This window comes from Acaryochloris thomasi RCC1774, assembly GCF_003231495.1.
GTDB lineage: Bacteria > Cyanobacteriota > Cyanobacteriia > Thermosynechococcales > Thermosynechococcaceae > RCC1774.
In genome coordinates this window covers 22,886-39,736 of the sequence record NZ_PQWO01000001.1, presented here as the reverse complement: position 1 = coordinate 39,736, position 16,851 = coordinate 22,886, and the positions used below count along the sequence as shown (strand labels likewise).

At 51.5% G+C, this 16,851-nt stretch carries 16 protein-coding genes; 8 read left to right on the top strand and 8 right to left on the bottom strand.

What is annotated here, in order from left to right; translation table 11 throughout:
- Positions 1-54 precede the first annotated feature (54 nt).
- Positions 55-660: a hypothetical protein gene (locus C1752_RS00205; RefSeq protein ID WP_146242249.1), complete on the bottom strand. Its 606-nt coding sequence runs from the start codon at positions 658-660 to the stop codon at positions 55-57.
- Positions 661-837: 177 nt separating this feature from the next.
- Between C1752_RS00205 and C1752_RS00200 the strand changes: the two genes are divergently transcribed.
- From C1752_RS00200 to C1752_RS00175, 6 genes are all read left to right on the top strand, one after another.
- Positions 838-1,236, top strand: coding sequence for a hypothetical protein (locus tag C1752_RS00200; RefSeq protein ID WP_110984034.1), 399 nt, complete (start codon positions 838-840; stop codon positions 1,234-1,236).
- A gap of 698 nt (positions 1,237-1,934) precedes the next feature.
- Positions 1,935-2,231 carry a YkvA family protein gene (locus tag C1752_RS00195; protein WP_110984033.1) on the top strand — a complete coding sequence of 99 codons (297 nt, stop codon included), beginning with the start codon at positions 1,935-1,937 and terminating at the stop codon, positions 2,229-2,231.
- A 140-nt stretch (positions 2,232-2,371) separates the two neighbouring features.
- Positions 2,372-2,920: a hypothetical protein gene (locus tag C1752_RS00190; protein WP_146242248.1), complete on the top strand. Its 549-nt coding sequence runs from the start codon at positions 2,372-2,374 to the stop codon at positions 2,918-2,920.
- 133 nt (positions 2,921-3,053) lie between these two features.
- On the top strand, positions 3,054-3,290 hold the full coding sequence (locus tag C1752_RS00185; RefSeq protein ID WP_110984031.1) for a hypothetical protein: 237 nt from the start codon (positions 3,054-3,056) through the stop codon (positions 3,288-3,290).
- The gene (locus C1752_RS00180) at positions 3,287-4,030 is read left to right on the top strand and encodes a nucleotidyl transferase AbiEii/AbiGii toxin family protein (RefSeq protein ID WP_110984030.1); all 744 of its coding nucleotides are present in this window, start codon (positions 3,287-3,289) and stop codon (positions 4,028-4,030) included. Before C1752_RS00185 ends, C1752_RS00180 begins: the two co-directional genes overlap by 4 nt.
- A 71-nt stretch (positions 4,031-4,101) precedes the next feature.
- A complete protein-coding gene (locus C1752_RS00175; RefSeq protein ID WP_199464234.1) occupies positions 4,102-6,402 on the top strand; it encodes an ATP-dependent helicase in 2,301 nt (766 codons plus the stop codon).
- Here C1752_RS00175 and C1752_RS00170 read toward each other — a convergent pair.
- The 6 genes from C1752_RS00170 to C1752_RS00150 all read right to left on the bottom strand — a co-directional run bounded on the left by C1752_RS00170 (position 6,344) and on the right by C1752_RS00150 (position 13,195).
- Complete coding sequence (locus C1752_RS00170) at positions 6,344-7,960, bottom strand: NAD(P)/FAD-dependent oxidoreductase (RefSeq protein WP_110984028.1); 1,617 nt, start codon at positions 7,958-7,960, stop codon at positions 6,344-6,346. The two genes, C1752_RS00175 and C1752_RS00170, sit on opposite strands and share 59 nt — an antisense overlap.
- Positions 7,961-7,991: 31 nt before the next feature.
- Positions 7,992-8,702, bottom strand: coding sequence for a HEAT repeat domain-containing protein (locus C1752_RS00165; protein WP_233501237.1), 711 nt, complete (start codon positions 8,700-8,702; stop codon positions 7,992-7,994).
- Between the two features lie 142 nt (positions 8,703-8,844).
- On the bottom strand, positions 8,845-11,067 hold the full coding sequence (locus C1752_RS00160; RefSeq protein ID WP_110984027.1) for an NADP-dependent isocitrate dehydrogenase: 2,223 nt from the start codon (positions 11,065-11,067) through the stop codon (positions 8,845-8,847).
- A 113-nt stretch (positions 11,068-11,180) separates the two neighbouring features.
- Positions 11,181-11,333, bottom strand: coding sequence for a DUF8639 family protein (locus tag C1752_RS28830; protein WP_199464233.1), 153 nt, complete (start codon positions 11,331-11,333; stop codon positions 11,181-11,183).
- A 19-nt stretch (positions 11,334-11,352) separates the two neighbouring features.
- Positions 11,353-12,522 carry an ABC transporter permease gene (locus tag C1752_RS00155; RefSeq protein WP_110984026.1) on the bottom strand — a complete coding sequence of 390 codons (1,170 nt, stop codon included), beginning with the start codon at positions 12,520-12,522 and terminating at the stop codon, positions 11,353-11,355.
- 49 nt (positions 12,523-12,571) lie between these two features.
- Entirely contained in the window at positions 12,572-13,195 is a 624-nt protein-coding gene (locus C1752_RS00150) for a chorismate lyase (protein ID WP_110984025.1), read from the bottom strand.
- Between the two features lie 84 nt (positions 13,196-13,279).
- Between C1752_RS00150 and C1752_RS00145 the strand changes: the two genes are divergently transcribed.
- Positions 13,280-14,914, top strand: a complete 1,635-nt coding sequence (locus C1752_RS00145; protein ID WP_110984024.1) for a dipeptide ABC transporter ATP-binding protein — start codon at positions 13,280-13,282, stop codon at positions 14,912-14,914.
- 224 nt (positions 14,915-15,138) lie between these two features.
- Positions 15,139-16,647: a histidine kinase N-terminal 7TM domain-containing protein gene (locus C1752_RS00140; RefSeq protein ID WP_110984023.1), complete on the top strand. Its 1,509-nt coding sequence runs from the start codon at positions 15,139-15,141 to the stop codon at positions 16,645-16,647.
- Here C1752_RS00140 and C1752_RS29160 read toward each other — a convergent pair.
- Positions 16,598-16,837: a hypothetical protein gene (locus tag C1752_RS29160; protein ID WP_233501236.1), complete on the bottom strand. Its 240-nt coding sequence runs from the start codon at positions 16,835-16,837 to the stop codon at positions 16,598-16,600. The two genes, C1752_RS00140 and C1752_RS29160, sit on opposite strands and share 50 nt — an antisense overlap.
- Positions 16,838-16,851: the final 14 nt, after the last annotated feature.

Below are 16,851 nucleotides of genomic sequence, written 5' to 3'. Positions count from 1 at the left end.
GCTGCTTAGCTCTCTCGTCTGATGGAGCGATTCAAAACTAATTGACAAGGGTGGCTAGGACTTGATCAAGACTGGTGGTTGAAAGCAGGGAAACTGGATAATGTCGGCTGGGACCTGTTCTGCAGCATTGATGTGTGATTCCACAACGCCTGCAATTTGGAGTGCGCGGGTCACTAATTCCGAGCAAAATAGAGCCTTGTCATCCGGGGTGTTTTCTAAACCCATTGTGTCCCCCATATCTAGAGCTGCTCCAGCCACCTGACCAAAGTCATAGGGAACCTGCTGAGCCTCGATCTCCTGGAGCCAATGTTGCAGCCGCAGTCGCTGATCATTGACCAAGGGTACCTTGAGCGGTAGCCACCAAACCTTCCCTTTAGCCTTCAGCCGATGTTCAAGCCATTGGTGTTGGGCACCCATAATTTTTTCCCCGGTGCCCAGACTAGGGCGATTGGCATCAACATGGGATTCAGCAATGACGACGGAACCCGCTGAGGTTTGCTCTTGATGGGTGAACAGAACAATTGCAGTATGAACGTATTCTGAACGGGTGGCGACTTTAACCACCGTTGAGGGCAAATCATCGGTAGAGAAAACGATAACGTCACCCGTTTTCATCCTGTGATGGCAGGTGTGGTAGGGAACAACGGATTCAAGCTTCACGAAATATTTAAACGTCAGTATTGTCTCTAGCTTATAGCAGTACCCGGCTGAGTTAGGGCAGCCCTTCTCTGGCACAGATGGATTCCAGTCATTTTAATGTTCTAATCAATACGTATACCGCCATACCGTCAGATTTTGTCCTACGCTGTATCGAGAACGCCAAGGGATCTATGCTGCATGTCTAATCGAGGAGCGGGGGGGACAAGGGGAGGAGTGGGGCGCTTCTTTCTCGGACTGGCAATGATGATTGCCGGTGGCTACCTATTCCTTAGCTCAATTAAAATTGTGAATAATTTTTCGATGGGCTATAGCCTCTATCGGATTGGGGATTTGAGTCTAACCAGTGGCATGGTTTTGGTCCCATTTATTTTTGGCATTGGTTTGATTTTCTACAACTCGAAAAATTTTTTGGGCTGGTTATTGGCAACGGCTTCTCTGTTGATGTTGTTGTTTGGGGTGATTGCTAGCATTAATTTTCGATTGGCTCCCATGTCTGCCTTCGAGCTGATCACTATTTTGGTTCTTGCTGTTGGGGGGGGAGGGATCTTCCTGAGTTCCTTGCAGGATCTTCAGTAAGGCTTTCTGTTTGAGGGGCTACAGTGAATTTGCTCCCCACTGTAGACTTGCCCAACCATTCTCCCTATGTCTTAGATGAGTCAAGGTGATTTGAAAAATCTTCTTCCACAGTAGAGGCAGCGATAGGGTTTTAAGCCAAAGCGTGAAAGGATCCAACGCAGGATTCCTCTGGTTCGTGACGGTCGGACCATCCTACTCTTACAGCCCGTGCAGCGGATGAGTGGCTTAGTGGTCGTACGGATCTGGGTTTTAATCATGACTCAGTGCAGGGATGCCCAGCCGCTTACGCTTCTTTTCCTAAGGGCGTCAAGAGCCGTGAAGTACTGCGACTAACTTGTTTCAAAGCTGATCAGGAAGAACATCAATCAAAAAAGTGATGCTTCATTGCTCCATAAGCTCTAATTATAGAGCGAGGATCGTTAAAGCCTTGTATCAACAAGATAGTTTTTAGCCATATCTTGTGCACGAGTATCAGAATATAACTCTCACTAGCTCATATTCTTTGCTTGTAAATAATAACGAGCATCTTTGATGGGAAACAGTTCAAAAGGCGCAACAGCCTAGAGGTTGAATTGAGAGATTCGGCTAACCGTATACGGTCTATTCGGTGTATTACTACGACTAAAGGATAGGGGATCAACACCTGACGATTTCAGATAAAACTGAGATTATGAGGTTGTTGATGAGCTGGAACTGAGATGAAGAACCAATCCCTTTGGCAGAGTTTTCAAGAAGGTTATCGGAATGCAATTCGGCATACGAAGTACCGCTGGGTAGTTATTCTAGGGACGCTATTTTATCTCGTCAGTCCCCTTGATATTTCGCCTGACTTCTTGCCGGGTCTAGGATGGATTGATGATGGTTTACTAGCTTCACTTCTGATTGCAGAGGTCTCTCAAATGATGATGGAGAGGGTGAAAGATAAGAAGGGAAGCAAGACGAGCGTGGCCGCGACCGAAAGCGTTATAGACGTTGAAGCTGTATCCGTTGGCTAGAAAAAATTTGAGTGACGAGTGTTCAGGAGAATGGTTATGTAGTGTGTGCAAATTATATCGTCTGGCATTAAGGACAAAGTAAAATTCGACTCTTTCTTTGGAGAACTAATCTAATGATGGCTACTGATAGCACCCCACAAATGACTGATTCTCAAGCTCAAGCTCAAACTCAAACCATGAATAATACTGTCCCGACAACTGATAATTGGACCCAGTTCAGAACAGAAGGCAGCACGAGATTAAACCGTATTGGCACCATTTTTAAAACAGCTTTTGTTGAAACTAAAACAGAGCTTCAGTCTGGCACGGAAGTGATGAAGCCTCTCGCACAGGAGCTGTCGTCAACGGTGGTTGATAACCTTAAAGATACCGGGACCAAAATTAACGATGCCTGGACGGATAAGCCTGGTAGCCCTGACTTACCCACGACGCTACGGTCTTTGCTCCTCTCCTTTGCCGGCACCGTTAAAGCTAGGTTATTCCCTTGGCTCAAGTCTGAGGCGGCGACGATAGATGCCACTTTGACGAAGAACTATGGCGATCGCTACGGTGCGGCAAAACATAAGGTGAAGGTTGCTAAAGCTTGGTATGCCCAAGCGACTGCCCCCGTCGAAGTGCCGATGGAGCCTTCCGTCACGGTTGAGGTTGTCGCGACTGAAGCCGAGTCATCTCAATCAGTTGCTCACTAGTAGCCATAATGCAGACTAGATTGAGGGCCGGGGGGTAAATCTTCCGGCCTTTTTGCAGGTTCCTTTCTGCATGATTGCTATTCTGTCTCCCGCTTACCCTCTATAAGGAGCGGTAATAGATAAGATGGGAACTATGATGACATCTACAGAAAGCACAAGCCACACATCTACTCCAGAGCATCTACCTTTTTTGGAAGCTATCTGCTGGCAAACCGGCAATGTGTATCGGCTGACGCCTGAGCAAATGTTGAGTCGCTATGAAAGAGGTTGGCGATACCGAACCCTCTTCAACAATTTGGAGGGTGATGAGCTAGCGTTTTTGAAAAGACTTGCTCAGCAGTATAAATCTTGGCTGCAGCCTGAGCTATGACTTTCAAACTGGATCATCATAATAAGATCCTGACAATTCTTGACAGCTTAGATGCTGATGTACTGAGAGACAATACAGCTTATTTTGGGGGCGGGACGCTTTTAACTCTTGATCTGGGAGAATATCGCTGGAGTAAAGATGTTGATTTTCTCTGCCCAATCTCTTCTGTCGGCTATAAGTACCTTCGCAGCCTTATCTTTGAGAGTGGTTATCGGGCGCTATTTCGAGACCAGAATCGAGTGCAGATTGGACGCGGAACCGCCGATCAGTACGGGATTCGCATGGTCATTAACGTCGATAGTGAGTCAATCAGAACTGAAATTATTGTAGAAGGCCGCTTTGAGCTTGATCCGCCTAGATATCTAGATTGGTCCCCTGTTGCTTGTTTGAGTTTGAGCGATTGTTTCACCTCTAAATTACTGGCGAATTCTGATCGTTATCTGGACAGTAGTGTTGAATCTAGAGATCTCATTGACCTAGCTATTTTGAGGCTACAGTCTTCAATCCCAGCCGCTGCGATTAATAAAGCGGAGAATGCCTATGAGGTTATACGTCCTCTAAAAGCATCAATTCAACATTTCCAAGAAAGAGAGACTTACCGAGAGCGGTGTTTTAAAGGGCTTCAGGTCGAGGCTGATCAAATTCCTGAGATTATTGATGGCATTGATCTGCTGGCTGGGGATCTAAGTCTCGGACAGACGAAAAGAACCTATCGGGAAAGGTACGATGATGTTTACTGATATGACGCTGCATTCTGTTCAATCGTGATGGGTTGGACGACTCTCAATCGAAAAATCTTGTTCTCAAATTCTTGGAAGATCTCAACCTAAAACTAGAACATCTGAAAAACTCGCTGCGGCCTGGTCAGAGATCGCTCGCAGACTGGCAAAGCGGTCCTCTTGCTGTGTCCGCCGTACCGGGTGCAGGGAAATCTTATGGAATGGCGGCGGCGGCGGCTATTGCACTGTCTCAAAATCGCCTCAATCGCTCTCGTCAACTGGTGTTAGTTACCTTTACGCGTTCTGCTGCTGCGAACCTCAAGCACCAAATTCGTAGGCATCTGCGCGATCTAAACCAGCCGCTAGGTGGGTTCATTGTTCACACTCTGCACGGGCTAGCCCTCAACATTGCTAGCCGTCATCCTCAGCTTTCGGGGCTGCGTTTGGACCAAATTACGCTGGTTTCCCCCAGCCGTCGCCATGAGCTGATTCGCCGCTGTGTGGATCAGTGGGTGATCGATCATCGGCCCCTCTACCAGCTTTTGATGGAGCAAGGTTCCTTTGATGGTGAAGAAACTGAGCGTTTACGCCGTCAGTCTGTTTTACGTACCGACGTGCTGCCTGCTTTAGCCGAGATTGCCGTGCGTGAGGCCAAAAGCTCCGGACTTTCGCCTCAGGCTCTTTATGCTGTGGCTCAGGATATTCGAGATGATTTGCCGGTGGTTGCTATAGCATCCGGTCTCTACGAACGCTACCAAGATCTGCTCCAGGCTCAGCAGCGGATTGACTACGACGACATGATTTTAGCGGCGCTGCGGGTGCTTAACGATCCGCAGGCCAAAGCCTTTTGGCATCAACAGGTCTTTGCTGTCTTTGAAGATGAAGCTCAAGACTCTACCCCGCTCCAAACTCAACTGCTAGAAATCCTTTCAGAAACGCCGAATGGCCTGAACCTCGTCCGCGTTGGCGATCCAAATCAGGCGATTAACTCCACCTTTACGCCTGCTGATCCGATCTTTTTCCGGGAGTTCTGCCGCCATAACCCTCAACACACGATGGATCAGGCGGGCCGGAGTGCCCCGATCATTATGGAAGCGGCAAATCATATGCTGCGGTGGGTGAATGAGTCGGGGCTAGCGGGGACTGAGCTTCCCTTCACAGAGCAGGCTATTCATCCGGTTCCTCTTGATGATCCACAGCCGAATGCTAATCCTGAGCCTGAGGGGCAAGGTTTAGAAATTGTGCGCCCTAACGATGTATATAAAACGGTGGATTTGCTCGGTCAGCGGGTGATCGAGTTGTTTATACAAGGTTCAGATCGCAATGCGGCAGTCTTAGTACGAGAGAACAAGCAAGGGCGCTTTATTGCAGAGCTTTTGAGCGATCCAGAACGGTATGGGCTGTCCTGTGATTTAGCCGCCCACGAGATTGAAGTGTTTGATGTAGGGAGTCGCGATCGCAGATCCCATATCCCAGCTGAGATGTTAACGCTGCTGAAGTTTTTAGCTCGCCCCCATTCACCGGCCTATCTCAAAGCAGCCCTAACGCTATTTCTCGATCGCCAACTGATTCCAGCCCAAGAAATCAACCGCCTTGCCAGCCGACCCGAGCAGTTTCTCTATCCCGGCCCCCTCGAACCAGCCCAGGCTGAAACCGTGCGGCAGGCTCGCAACCTGTGTGCGAAATTACTCCGCGCTCGCTGGGAACTGCCCCACTATCAACTGATCTCGTTTTCGGCCTTGGCCCTGCACTATGATCCCGCAGAATTAGCAACCGCTGATAAGCTATCGAGCCGACTGTTTTCGCTGACGGAGGGTGCAGCCACGATGGCAACCACGCTGCCTGCCCTTCAGGAACTTGTGAGTACCGAACGCTTTGAACCGGTGGAGGTTGAAGAGACCTCTGAGAGCGGCAAGACTCGAGAGGAGACCAACCCCTACCTTAAAAAAGGTCGGCTGACCATCATCACCATGCATAAAGCCAAGGGCTTAGATTGGGATTACGTTTTCCTGCCGTTTCTTCATGAGCGGGTGATTCCGGGGGAGCTGTGGGTGCCGGAAACCAGCAAGTTTTTGGGGGGCTTTACGTTGGCAGAGGTCGCGCGGGCTCAGATTCGAGCGCTGGTTCATGGGCAGCCCATCCCTGACATTGATCAGGCTTGGCAGCAGGCCAGTGACCTCAAGATTGCCGAGGAGTTCCGGCTCCTTTATGTGGCCATGACCCGAGCCAAACGGCTGCTGTGGATGTCAGCTGCTCAGAAGGCCCCCTTTATATGGCATACCTTTGATTGGCAGCGTCAGGATTCGCTCCAAGTCCTTCCACCTTGTCCCGTCATCAAGCCTCTTCAAGAGGCTTTGACCAATGACTCAATGCAACAGCTTCCGCAACTTTGATGCCGTCTATTCCCGCAGACAAAATCCCTCCTGCATATCCGGCTCCTTCTCCGGCAGGATAGAGTCCCACTGTATTGAGGCTCTGATAGTTCTGATTGCGCTTAATGCGGATAGGGGATGAGGTCCGGGTTTCGATGCCGGTCAAAACAGCGTCGTTCATGGCGAACCCGTGGATCTTTTTGTCGAAGGCCAAGATGGCCTCTTTGAGGGATGCGATCGCAAACCTAGGCAAACTCCCCTCTAAATCTCCCAGCTTCACCCCCGGCTTATAGGACGGGTACACCGCACCAAAATCAGCAGAAGGCCGACCGGCCAGAAAATCGCCCACTAACTGTCCTGGTGCTTCGTAGGTGCCGCCACCCAATTCAAAGGCCCGCTTTTCTAAAGATCGCTGCAGCTCAATACCCGCTAGCGGTCCATCAGGATAATCTTCGGGAGTAATGCCTACCACAATGGCGCTGTTGGCGTTGGATTCATCCCGAGCATATTCGCTCATGCCGTTGGTCACCAACCGTCCCGGTTCAGAGGCCGCTGCCACGACTTTCCCGCCGGGACACATGCAAAAGCTATAGACCGACCGCCCATTTTGACAGTGATGGACTAGCTTATAATCCGCAGAGCCAAGCCGCTCATGTCCGGCCTGTTCACCAAAGCGACAGCGATCGATTAACGATTGCGGATGCTCAATCCGAAAGCCAATCGAGAAGGGCTTCGCTTCGATGTATACGCCCCGTTTGTGCAGCATCTCAAAGGTATCTCGGGCACTGTGGCCAACCGCGAGGACAACATGGCGGCAAGCAATAACCTCCCCATTCTCTAGCATCACTCCCCGCACCTGCCCCTGTTCGATCTCAATATCTTTGACCCGACACTGGAAGCGAATCTCACCCCCCAACGCCTCAATTTTGGCGCGCAGATTTTGCACAATCTTGACCAGACGATAGGTACCGATATGGGGCTTGTTAATGTATAAAATTTCTGGCGAAGCGCCTGCCTTGACCAGCTCGGTTAGTACCTTGCGCCCGTAGTGCTTCCGGTCTCTGACCTGACTGTAGAGTTTGCCATCGGAGAACGTGCCTGCGCCGCCTTCGCCAAACTGCGCGTTTGATTCAGGGTTGAGGCGTTTTTTGAGCCAAAACCCAAACGTATCAACACTGCGTTCGCGCACCGATTTACCGCGCTCCAGCAAAATCGGACGGAAGCCCATTTGGGCTAGCAGCAACCCTGCAAACATGCCACACGGCCCGGTGCCGATCACGACTGGCCGCAAATCCTGGTCATCGGGTGCCGCCGTCACCATTCGATAGGCCATATCTGGCGTCAGGGTGACATGAGGATCTTTCTTAAACTGCTTGAGTAAAGCTTTTTCCTTAGGCGTCTCAACATCAACGATGTACACCAGTAGAATTTTGCTCTTCTTGCGGGCATCATAGCTGCGCTTGAAGATGGTGTACCGGCTCAAGTCCGCCTCAGGAATAGACAGCTTTTTGAGGATGGCTTTTTGCAGCGCTGCTTCAGAATGATCCAGCGGCAGTTTGATTTCGTTGAGGCGTAGCATACTGAGCAGGAGAATCGATGTCTGAACGGTCCTAATAAAATAACCCTTCAAGAATCGCTTTGACGACTTGAGAATCAGGATCCTGCCTTAATTCTCCTAAAGCTTTCTCTGCCCGTGGACCGCCAAGGTGTCTTAGCAGCCGAGCGGCCTGTGCCCGAATGGATGCATCCGTATCTTGGGCAAGCTGGCAGGCGAGATCCAGGGCTTCTGCCATTTGGGGCGTTTCCTTGAGCCGACCTAAATTGGCCATTGCAGCCAGCTTCACTGTGGGATCATTTCCATCGAGACCCAAACGGCACAAATGCAGGAGGGTTTCAGGGTCGTCAAGATCTTCCATACCCGCCAAAATACTAATTCGCACCAGCCAGTGCGTTTGCTGTTCAAAGAGTTTCACTAAATGAGGAAGGGCTTGAAGACCAAATTTAGATAGTGAACTGGCGGCTTCAGCGATCACGTTGTGGTCTGTTTCTTTGTCAATCATCGTGAGCAGCAGCTCGAAACCTTCGCTATTTCGTTTTGTGCCCAATCCTGCTGCCACGAAGGAGCGAATCATAAACCTGTCATCATCTATCCGTCGCTTAAGCAGTGGAACAGCCTGAGCTGGCTCGTATTCACGTAGCTCAGTAATCGCCTTCATGCGAGCTTTCGGATCGGGACTATCGAGGCAGGTTTCCAGTTCTGGTAAATCCATACTGTTTTCCCCAGCGATCAAGTCAATGTCCCATTGTACGTTGTCACCCATTGATGACGTGTGCAGGGGCCGCCGCTGAACGCTGCGGAGTGGCTTCAGGAGGTGCTTTGAGAGGACGTAGACGTATCAGAGCGTTGATATCGATCTTTAGGAATTTGCTTCAAACCTTTGTTGCGATGGTCGACCACCGACATTACGTCAACGCATTATTGAGCGTAGCGCTCGGACGCATGGCCTGACTGGTTCTTTCCGCATCAGGATGGTAGTATCCCCCAATTTCTACGGGATTGCCCTGAGCGGCATTCAGTTCGTCTACAATCGTTGCTTCTTGTTCGCTGAGATGCTGAGCCAGCTTGCTAAATTTATCCTTTAGTTCGGCATTGTTATCCTGCTGAGCCAGCGCCTGTGCCCAATAGAGGGCCAGATAAAAATGGCTACCGCGATTGTCTCGTTCATTGACCTTGCGTGACGGTGATTTACCGTTTTCTAAATACTGACCGTTAGCCTGATTCAGTGCTTCAGCCAAAACCAAAGCGCCCTCATTATTCGTCTTGCGTCCCACGTCTTCTAACGTCACCGCCAGTGCCAAAAACTCACCCAAAGAATCCCAGCGTAGATGTCCTTCATCAAGGAACTGCTGCACATGCTTGGGCGCGGAGCCGCCAGCCCCCGTTTCAAATAGACCCCCGCCCGCCAGCAACGGCACAATCGAGAGCATCTTGGCGCTGGTTCCCAACTCCAAAATTGGGAATAGATCCGTTAGGTAGTCACGCAAGACATTGCCGGTCACAGAGATCACATCTTGCCCCGCCTTGATCTGTTCACAGGTCAGGCGCATCGCCTGCACGGGCGGCAGAATCTTGATGTCCAATCCCTCTGTGTCATGGTCAGACAGATATCGATTGACCTTTTCGATTAAATTGGCGTCGTGGGCACGTTTCTCATCCAGCCAGAAAATTGTGGGGCAGTCCGTTGCTCGGGCACGATTCACCGCTAATTTTACCCAGTCCTGAATCGGCAGATCTTTGGTTTGGCACATGCGCCAGATATCCCCTTTTTCAACGGGATGCTTCATCAGAACTTGCCCTGCAGCGTCAACCACCTGGACCGTTCCGTGTGCCGAAATTTCAAAGGTTTTATCGTGAGAACCATACTCTTCAGCTTTTTGAGCCATTAAGCCCACGTTGGCGACGTTCCCCATTGTCGTGACATCAAACGCGCCATTCTCTTGGCAAAATTTGATGCATTCTTGGTACATCGTCGCGTAACAGCGATCGGGAATCATCGCTTTGGTGTCATGGGCTTTGCCGTCCGGTCCCCACATTTTGCCGGAGGTGCGAATGGAGGCCGCCATTGAGGCGTCAATAATGACGTCGCTGGGGACGTGTAGGTTGGTAATCCCTTGATCTGAGTTGACCATTGCCAGCCTGGGCCGGTGTTCATAGGTGGCTTTTAGATCGGTTGCGATCGCATCTCTCAGCTCATCGGGCAGCGTCTGAATTTTGGCATACACATCACCCAGACCGTTATTGGGGTTGACGCCCAGTTCAGTGAAGGTATCAGCGTACTTCGTAAAGACATCTTGGTAATAGAGGGTCACCGCATGTCCGAACAAAATTGGGTCAGAGACCTTCATCATCGTCGCCTTGACGTGCAGCGACAGCAGAATATCCTCTTCCTTCGCTGCATTGATTTCTTTTTCGTAAAAGGCCCGCAGTGCTTTGACGCTCATCACCGCAGCATCAATCACTTCGCCTTCTAGAACAGCCGTTTTTTCTTTCAGAACCGTCGTCGAGCCATCCTCCGTCACCAGCTCAATGCGGACATGACTGGGTTTTTCAATGACGACCGATTGCTCCGTACCGTAGAAGTCTCCGCTTTCCATGTGGGCCACATGGGATCTCGAATCAGCTGTCCATTCCCCTACCGAGTGAGGGTTCTTTTGCGCATCCTGCTTCACTGCCGCAGCCACTCGCCGGTCGGAATTCCCTTCTCGCAGAACGGGATTGACGGCGCTCCCAAGCACCTTGGCATACCGGATCTTGATGGATGCTTCTTCCTCATTTTTAGGATCCGCCGGATAATCTGGAATATCGTACCCTTGCCCCTGCAGCTCCTTAATCGCCGCCGTTAGCTGTGGAACTGAAGCGCTGATATTGGGCAGTTTAATAATGTTTGCGTCCGGTGTCTTTGCCAGATTGCCCAACTGCGTCAAAGTATCGGGCTGCTGCTGCGCCTCAGCAAGTCTCTCCGGGAAATTTGCAATGATCCGCCCCGCCAGCGAGATATCGCTTGTTTCTATCGCAACATTAGTGGCCTCTGTAAATACCTTAATAATGGGAAGTAAGGAGTAGGTGGCTAAAGCCGGCGCTTCATCAGTCAGCGTGTAGATAATCTTAGAGATGGGTTCGGTCATGTATTTCCCTACGTGTCTACGGAGTAAAACTGAGGCAAGTTGAGAGCGCCGCAAGCACTTCAAATTCTACTCGCTCGTTTTCAGTATCGGAACCACCTTGTTCGATTGATGTATCAGTAGTCACTGTCTGCGATACAAATCCCCTGACACTTGATGCCATTGGTCGCCGTGCGTCGGCAGTGGGGACAGAGGACTTTTTCACTCTGATCACCGTTCTCAGTGCTGGCTTGAGACTGTTCTTCTTCAGCTTGGAGATTCAACGTCATTTATCGATCGTTCAAGACTTTACGACTGCGACCCACGCGGATCTAAAACGTCACGTAGCGCATCGCCTAACAGATTAAAGGACAGCACCGTAATCACAAGCAGGCCCGCCGGGGGCCAAACCAACCAGGGTTGCAGCACCAGAATAGAAGCGTTGGTAGCCAGTGACAGCATATTCCCCCAGGAAGGGTCCGGCTGCTGAATCCCCAAGCCAATCAGGCTCAAGACCGCCTCAGCACCGATAAAGCCGGGAATGCTCAGGGTTGCTGAAATAATCACATAGGTCGCCGTCTGCGGCAATACATGACGAAGGATAATGTAAAGAGGCCGCCCGCCCATTGCTTTTGAAGCCTGGACATATTCCTGTTCTTTAATTGACAGCACTTGGTTGCGAATCACCCGTGCGAGGCCTGCCCAACCAATGAACGAGGTAATCAAGATAATCAGCGTAAACCGATCGCTACTGGACAGGCTCGGCGGCAGCACCGACGCCAAAGCCACCAGCAAATAAATACTAGGGATGGTCATCAGGACTTCCACTAGGCGCATTGTGATCGTATCGGTCCAGCCGCCGAAATAACCAGAGATGCCGCCCACCAGCATCCCTAGCGGGAAAGAAATAAGCACGCCGACAATGCCAATACTGAGACTGATGCGACCGCCGTAGAGCAGACGGCTGAACTGATCGCGGGCCTGCTGATCGGTGCCGAGGAGATTGATCTTGCCTTCCCCCACGGCTCCAAACAGATGGCGATCGCTCCTAAATCCAGGGAATAGCGTCACCGGCTCAACCTTGGGGTCTGACAGTGAGAACCGGGTTGGCAGCGGTAGCCTAATTTGAGCGACGTTATAGGCAAAACCTTTGACAAAGGGTCGAATGGGAGACGGATTTTGAGTGTCGACCAGCAGTTCTCGGTCGCCCGTTTCCAGATCAATCGGCCCCAAGGTCGTGGGGTAAACGTGGGGGCCAATCCAGTCACCGGTCTGCTGATTTTTCCAGTAAATTGGCGTGGGGGGCAGCAGCGCCCCATCTGTTTGCGGCTCACAGATGCCTCGATTGATGGCGGCGGTATCGCAGGCAGAATAGGGGGCAATAAAATCAGCCCCAATCACGGCGAGATAAAGCACTAAAAGAACGCTAACCCCGAATCGAGCCAGTCCATTTCTGCTGAGCTGTCGCCACCACTTCATCGCTGCTTGGTCCTATCCGTTTGAGAACAGTCCACATTTTAACCCGTGCTTAAGAATGCTCTGGATGCCCATGCATGGGACCTAAATATTTCTGTAGGTGGGGTGAAAAGACTTCATGAATCAGCGTCAGGGGTTGGCCATTGTGCCAGAACAAATAATATCGTCCCCAAAAAGGCCCCTGTTCACCGAAGGCAGCCGCTAGCTCTGGGGAGCTGCCCAGGCAAACGGTTCGAATATCTCGGTACAGCTCTGTCCGAAGCTGCCCCAAGCTGGCCCAGATCGGCAGCGAGCGATTCTGGAGGTATTCATCAACGTGGCTGGCTTCCCACCAAGAGGTAGCGTAGGCGAGGCGCTGACCGGAGACCGTTCGCAACCAAACCTGACGACGCAGGCGTGGCCCCGGAATCGCCTGAATCAAGTCAGGGGCATGGTCAAGGTTGGACCCAATCAGAGACATATCAATGACGTCCACCTCCGTCGGTTCGCCGGTGAGCAGTTGGAGGTGACGGGTTGGTGAGCCATCCCCCAGGACCAGCATCTGCCAAGCCGGAGACAGCCGGTTATGCCCAAACCCCTTTTGTACCAGAGATTGTTCCGCCTGCCAGAGGACATCAAGCTGAGTCCAGGCTGTCTCAATCGGTCGGGAAGGATTGGAGGGGATGTCAATAGCCAAAGCTTGTAATAAAACTTTTCAAAACTTCTTAATCTTCGTTCATGATAGACATGGATTGTCATCCCATGCAAAAACTAAGCCCCTATGGATGCCGCATTACTTCGTGTTGACAACCTTCGGGTTGCCTATCCCTCGCCTCGCTCTCGTCCTTTAAATTGGGCCGTGGATGGATTGTCGTTGACGATCTGCGCGGGCGATCGCGTTGGCCTTGTGGGCGAGTCTGGCTGCGGCAAGTCTACGATTGGGCGGGCCGTCATGCGCCTGCTGCCCAGTCGTAGCCAGATTGAGGGCAGCATTCAATTTCAGGATCGGTCGGTTTTAGGGCTTTCTCCTCAAGAGATGCGTCACTTCCGAGGGGAGGGGGTCGGGCTAATCTTTCAGGATCCGATGACGCGGCTGAATCCGCTGATGACGATTAAGGCCCACTGTCTAGAGACGCTCAAGGCCCACCAGCCTCATCTCTCGAAAGCAGAGGCTCAAGCAAAGATTTTAGACACTCTAGCCGCCGTCAATATCCCCGCAGAGCGGTGGCGTCAGTATCCCCATGAGTTTAGTGGCGGCATGCGGCAGCGGGTGGCCATTGCCCTGGCCTTGCTGCTAGATCCAAAGTTAATTGTGGCGGATGAGCCGACAACGAGCTTAGACGTGACGGTGGCGGCTCAGATTTTGCGGGAGTTGACCCGTCTATGCGCCGAGCGGGAGATGGGGCTATTGCTGATTTCCCATGATTTGGCGTTGGTGAGTGAATATTGCGATCGCATCGCGGTCATGTATCAGGGCAAGATGGTGGAAACGGGGCCATCCCAAAGGATTTTGACGCAGCCGCAGCATGACTATACAAAGGCTCTGCTGCAGGCTGCCCTCGATCTGCAGGCTGGGGATGCGGGTAAAGCGCAGACAGAAGAGGTTCCTCTGCTGCAAGTGCAGGCCCTTAAGCAGTATTTCACGCTGTCCCCGAGTTTAGTTGGGCGGTTCCTCTCTGGCCCTCCACCTGAGATTAGGGCCGTTGACGATATTAGTCTCGACGTTTATGACGGGGAAGTTCTAGGACTGGTGGGTGAGTCAGGCTGCGGCAAAAGTACGCTGTCGCGCACGATTCTGCAGCTCATCAGACCGACGTCAGGGACCGTTACCTTTGACAATACGAATTTGACGGCTCTTTCTAACGAGCAAATGCGGGGCTACCGGCGTGAGATCCAGATGATCTTCCAAGATCCGCTGGCCTGCCTTAATCCGCTGATGACGGTGGGCCAGAGTATTGCCGAACCACTGTTGATTCACCAGCTCGCAACACGCGCATCGGCTCCAGTGGAGGTTCGTTCCATGCTAGAGCGGGTGGGACTGACGCCGCCTGAAGACTATGAGCAGAGATATCCGGGCGATCTGTCGGGGGGACAGCAGCAGAGAGTTGCGATCGCAAGGGCCTTAATCACCCATCCCAAACTAGTGATCTGTGATGAGCCGGTCAGTATGCTCGACGCCAGCATTCAAACTCAGGTGCTAGAGCTGATGAAAGACCTAAAAGCCGAGTTTCAGCTCACTTATTTATTTATTACCCATGATCTATGGGTGGCGCAGTATTTTTGCGATCGGATCGCGGTCATGAACCAAGGCAAAATCGTTGAGATCGGACCCACCGCCCAAATTTTCACCCAGCCCCAGAATCCCTATACCCAAACATTATTGGGCGCTGCCCCCCTACTGTCTAAACTGAGATAAGGACTCAGGAACTTTTTGTCCTCAGCACCGTCCATAAAGCTTGGGGTAACTACAAAAACTTTATTATTCGGCCAACAAAAAATATTGACCGAGGCAGTCGGTTCCTCTAGGGTGAAAGGAATGGGCGAAGCAAGCATGGTTCTGGTTCTTGACCCATTCTCCTCTCGGCGGGACTCTAGCGCAGCCTCCGCGAGTCTTTAGTTGGGATCCTTTTTCTAGGCTTAATGCGTTTCTATCTTCTTCTGGCTCTCGTCCCTGCGATCGCGGCTTTTGCTTCGGCCAACGCCATGATTTTTGCGTGGCAGCGCCGTGAGATTCCGGGGGCGAGGGCTTTTAGCTTGTTCGCCGGTAGCGTCTTTATCTGGTGTTTCTTCACCGTTTTTGAATACCTTAGCCCTGCTGAAGCGGCCCGCATCACCTTTGGAAAACTTCAGTATTTAGGCATTACCCTGCTCCCTGTGGCTTGGCTGATTTTCACACTTCGGTACACCCACAATGACGCTTGGCTGCGGCGCAAGAATGTGGTGCCCCTCTTCATTATTCCGGCTCTCAATCTGTTATTGGCCGCAACGGATCCGCTACACGGCCTCATTTGGTCTTCCACATCATTCGTCACAGAGCCGATCCCAGCCCTGAGTATTGAGCATGGTCTGTGGTTCAATTACGTGATGATTCCCTATCAGTACAGCATATTGCTGACTGGGGTGGGGGTGCTGCTTTATGCCTATGCTGCGAGTTCTGCCATCTATAGACGCCAGACGCTGATCCTGTTGCTGGCAACGTTTATCACTTTTGTCTTTAACGCGCTTTATATTGTTGCTGGTGTCACTCCATATGGCCTCGACCTAACGCCTGTGGGCTTTGCCATCAGCAGCATCATGATTCAGTTTGGTCTTTTCAAAGCCCGTTTTTTAGGGTTGGCGCCTGTTTCCTACCGTACCGTTTTTCTGAATACGGCAGAGGCCGTGATTTTGCTCGATACCCGCAACAACATTGTGGATCTTAATCCACCTGCCTATCGAGAGTGCGACGAGACGAAAGTTCTCGGACGGGCTTTCCATGATGTTTTCCCCGTCTACAACCCTGTTCTTTCAAGCCGTTCGGCGTCTGAAGTTACCCAAACCATCAAGCTGACGCGCCGCCAACGATCGGTACTCAAGGAAGTGAAGGTAAGATCGCTGCGCAGTCCAGGGGGGCAGCAGGTTGGCTCTGTGATTATTATTCGAGACGTCACCTTTGAAAAGACGCAGCAGGAGCAGCTCAAGCGGTTTGCCTATCTCGATAGCCTCACGGGACTCTTCAATCGGCGTCAGCTAGAGATGAGCGCAGAGCAGGCGCTCCGGTCATCTGATCAGTGGCCTGTCACCCTGCTCTATATCGATCTCAATCAGTTTAAGGCCATCAATGACACCTACGGGCACGCCATCGGTGATGCGGTACTAGTCTATGTTGCCCAATGCCTCAAGGCCTGTATTCGAGACGGTGACATTGTGGCCCGCTTGGGCGGTGATGAATTTGTGGCACTGCTCTCGCGGGCGAACCAAAGCGTTGCATGGGCAACCCGTCACCGTTTGATTGAGAAGTTTTCTCAACCGGCTCATATTGAGGGCTATCATTTGCAGATCACGGCTAGCATTGGCATTGCCTGCCATCCCAGTGATGGCAACGACCTAGGTGAACTGCTTAGCTATGCTGACCAGCGCATGTACCAGGACAAGAAAGCTCAGCGGTAGGTGAACTATAGCGGCTACTGACGGGCTTCTCTAGCATGATAGCCAGCTCTTGCAGCTGCGCTTCAATATCCATCGAGAGCTTGGCGAGAAATTCTTCACCTAGGTAGCAGTTATGTTCTAGGGCTGCCGATAGGCGAGTCTGGAGCTGTTGGATCGAGTCTAGTTTGGCCTTCGTTGAAGGAGGGTTCATGGCGGGTCGCAAAT

Bases quoted from the DNA above. Each gene is read 5' to 3' on its own strand.
- C1752_RS00200 (WP_110984034.1), top strand. From the start codon at position 838: ATGTCTAATCGAGGAGCGGGGGGGACAAGGGGAGGAGTGGGGCGCTTC.
- C1752_RS00195 (WP_110984033.1), top strand. From the start codon at position 1,935: ATGAAGAACCAATCCCTTTGGCAGAGTTTTCAAGAAGGTTATCGGAAT.
- C1752_RS00190 (WP_146242248.1), top strand. From the start codon at position 2,372: ATGACTGATTCTCAAGCTCAAGCTCAAACTCAAACCATGAATAATACT.
- C1752_RS00185 (WP_110984031.1), top strand. From the start codon at position 3,054: ATGATGACATCTACAGAAAGCACAAGCCACACATCTACTCCAGAGCAT.
- C1752_RS00180 (WP_110984030.1), top strand. From the start codon at position 3,287: ATGACTTTCAAACTGGATCATCATAATAAGATCCTGACAATTCTTGAC.
- C1752_RS00170 (WP_110984028.1), bottom strand. From the start codon at position 7,960: ATGCTACGCCTCAACGAAATCAAACTGCCGCTGGATCATTCTGAAGCA.
- C1752_RS00165 (WP_233501237.1), bottom strand. From the start codon at position 8,702: ATGGGTGACAACGTACAATGGGACATTGACTTGATCGCTGGGGAAAAC.
- C1752_RS00160 (WP_110984027.1), bottom strand. From the start codon at position 11,067: ATGACCGAACCCATCTCTAAGATTATCTACACGCTGACTGATGAAGCG.
- C1752_RS28830 (WP_199464233.1), bottom strand. From the start codon at position 11,333: ATGACGTTGAATCTCCAAGCTGAAGAAGAACAGTCTCAAGCCAGCACT.
- C1752_RS00155 (WP_110984026.1), bottom strand. From the start codon at position 12,522: ATGAAGTGGTGGCGACAGCTCAGCAGAAATGGACTGGCTCGATTCGGG.
- C1752_RS00145 (WP_110984024.1), top strand. From the start codon at position 13,280: ATGGATGCCGCATTACTTCGTGTTGACAACCTTCGGGTTGCCTATCCC.
- C1752_RS00140 (WP_110984023.1), top strand. From the start codon at position 15,139: ATGCGTTTCTATCTTCTTCTGGCTCTCGTCCCTGCGATCGCGGCTTTT.
- C1752_RS29160 (WP_233501236.1), bottom strand. From the start codon at position 16,837: ATGAACCCTCCTTCAACGAAGGCCAAACTAGACTCGATCCAACAGCTC.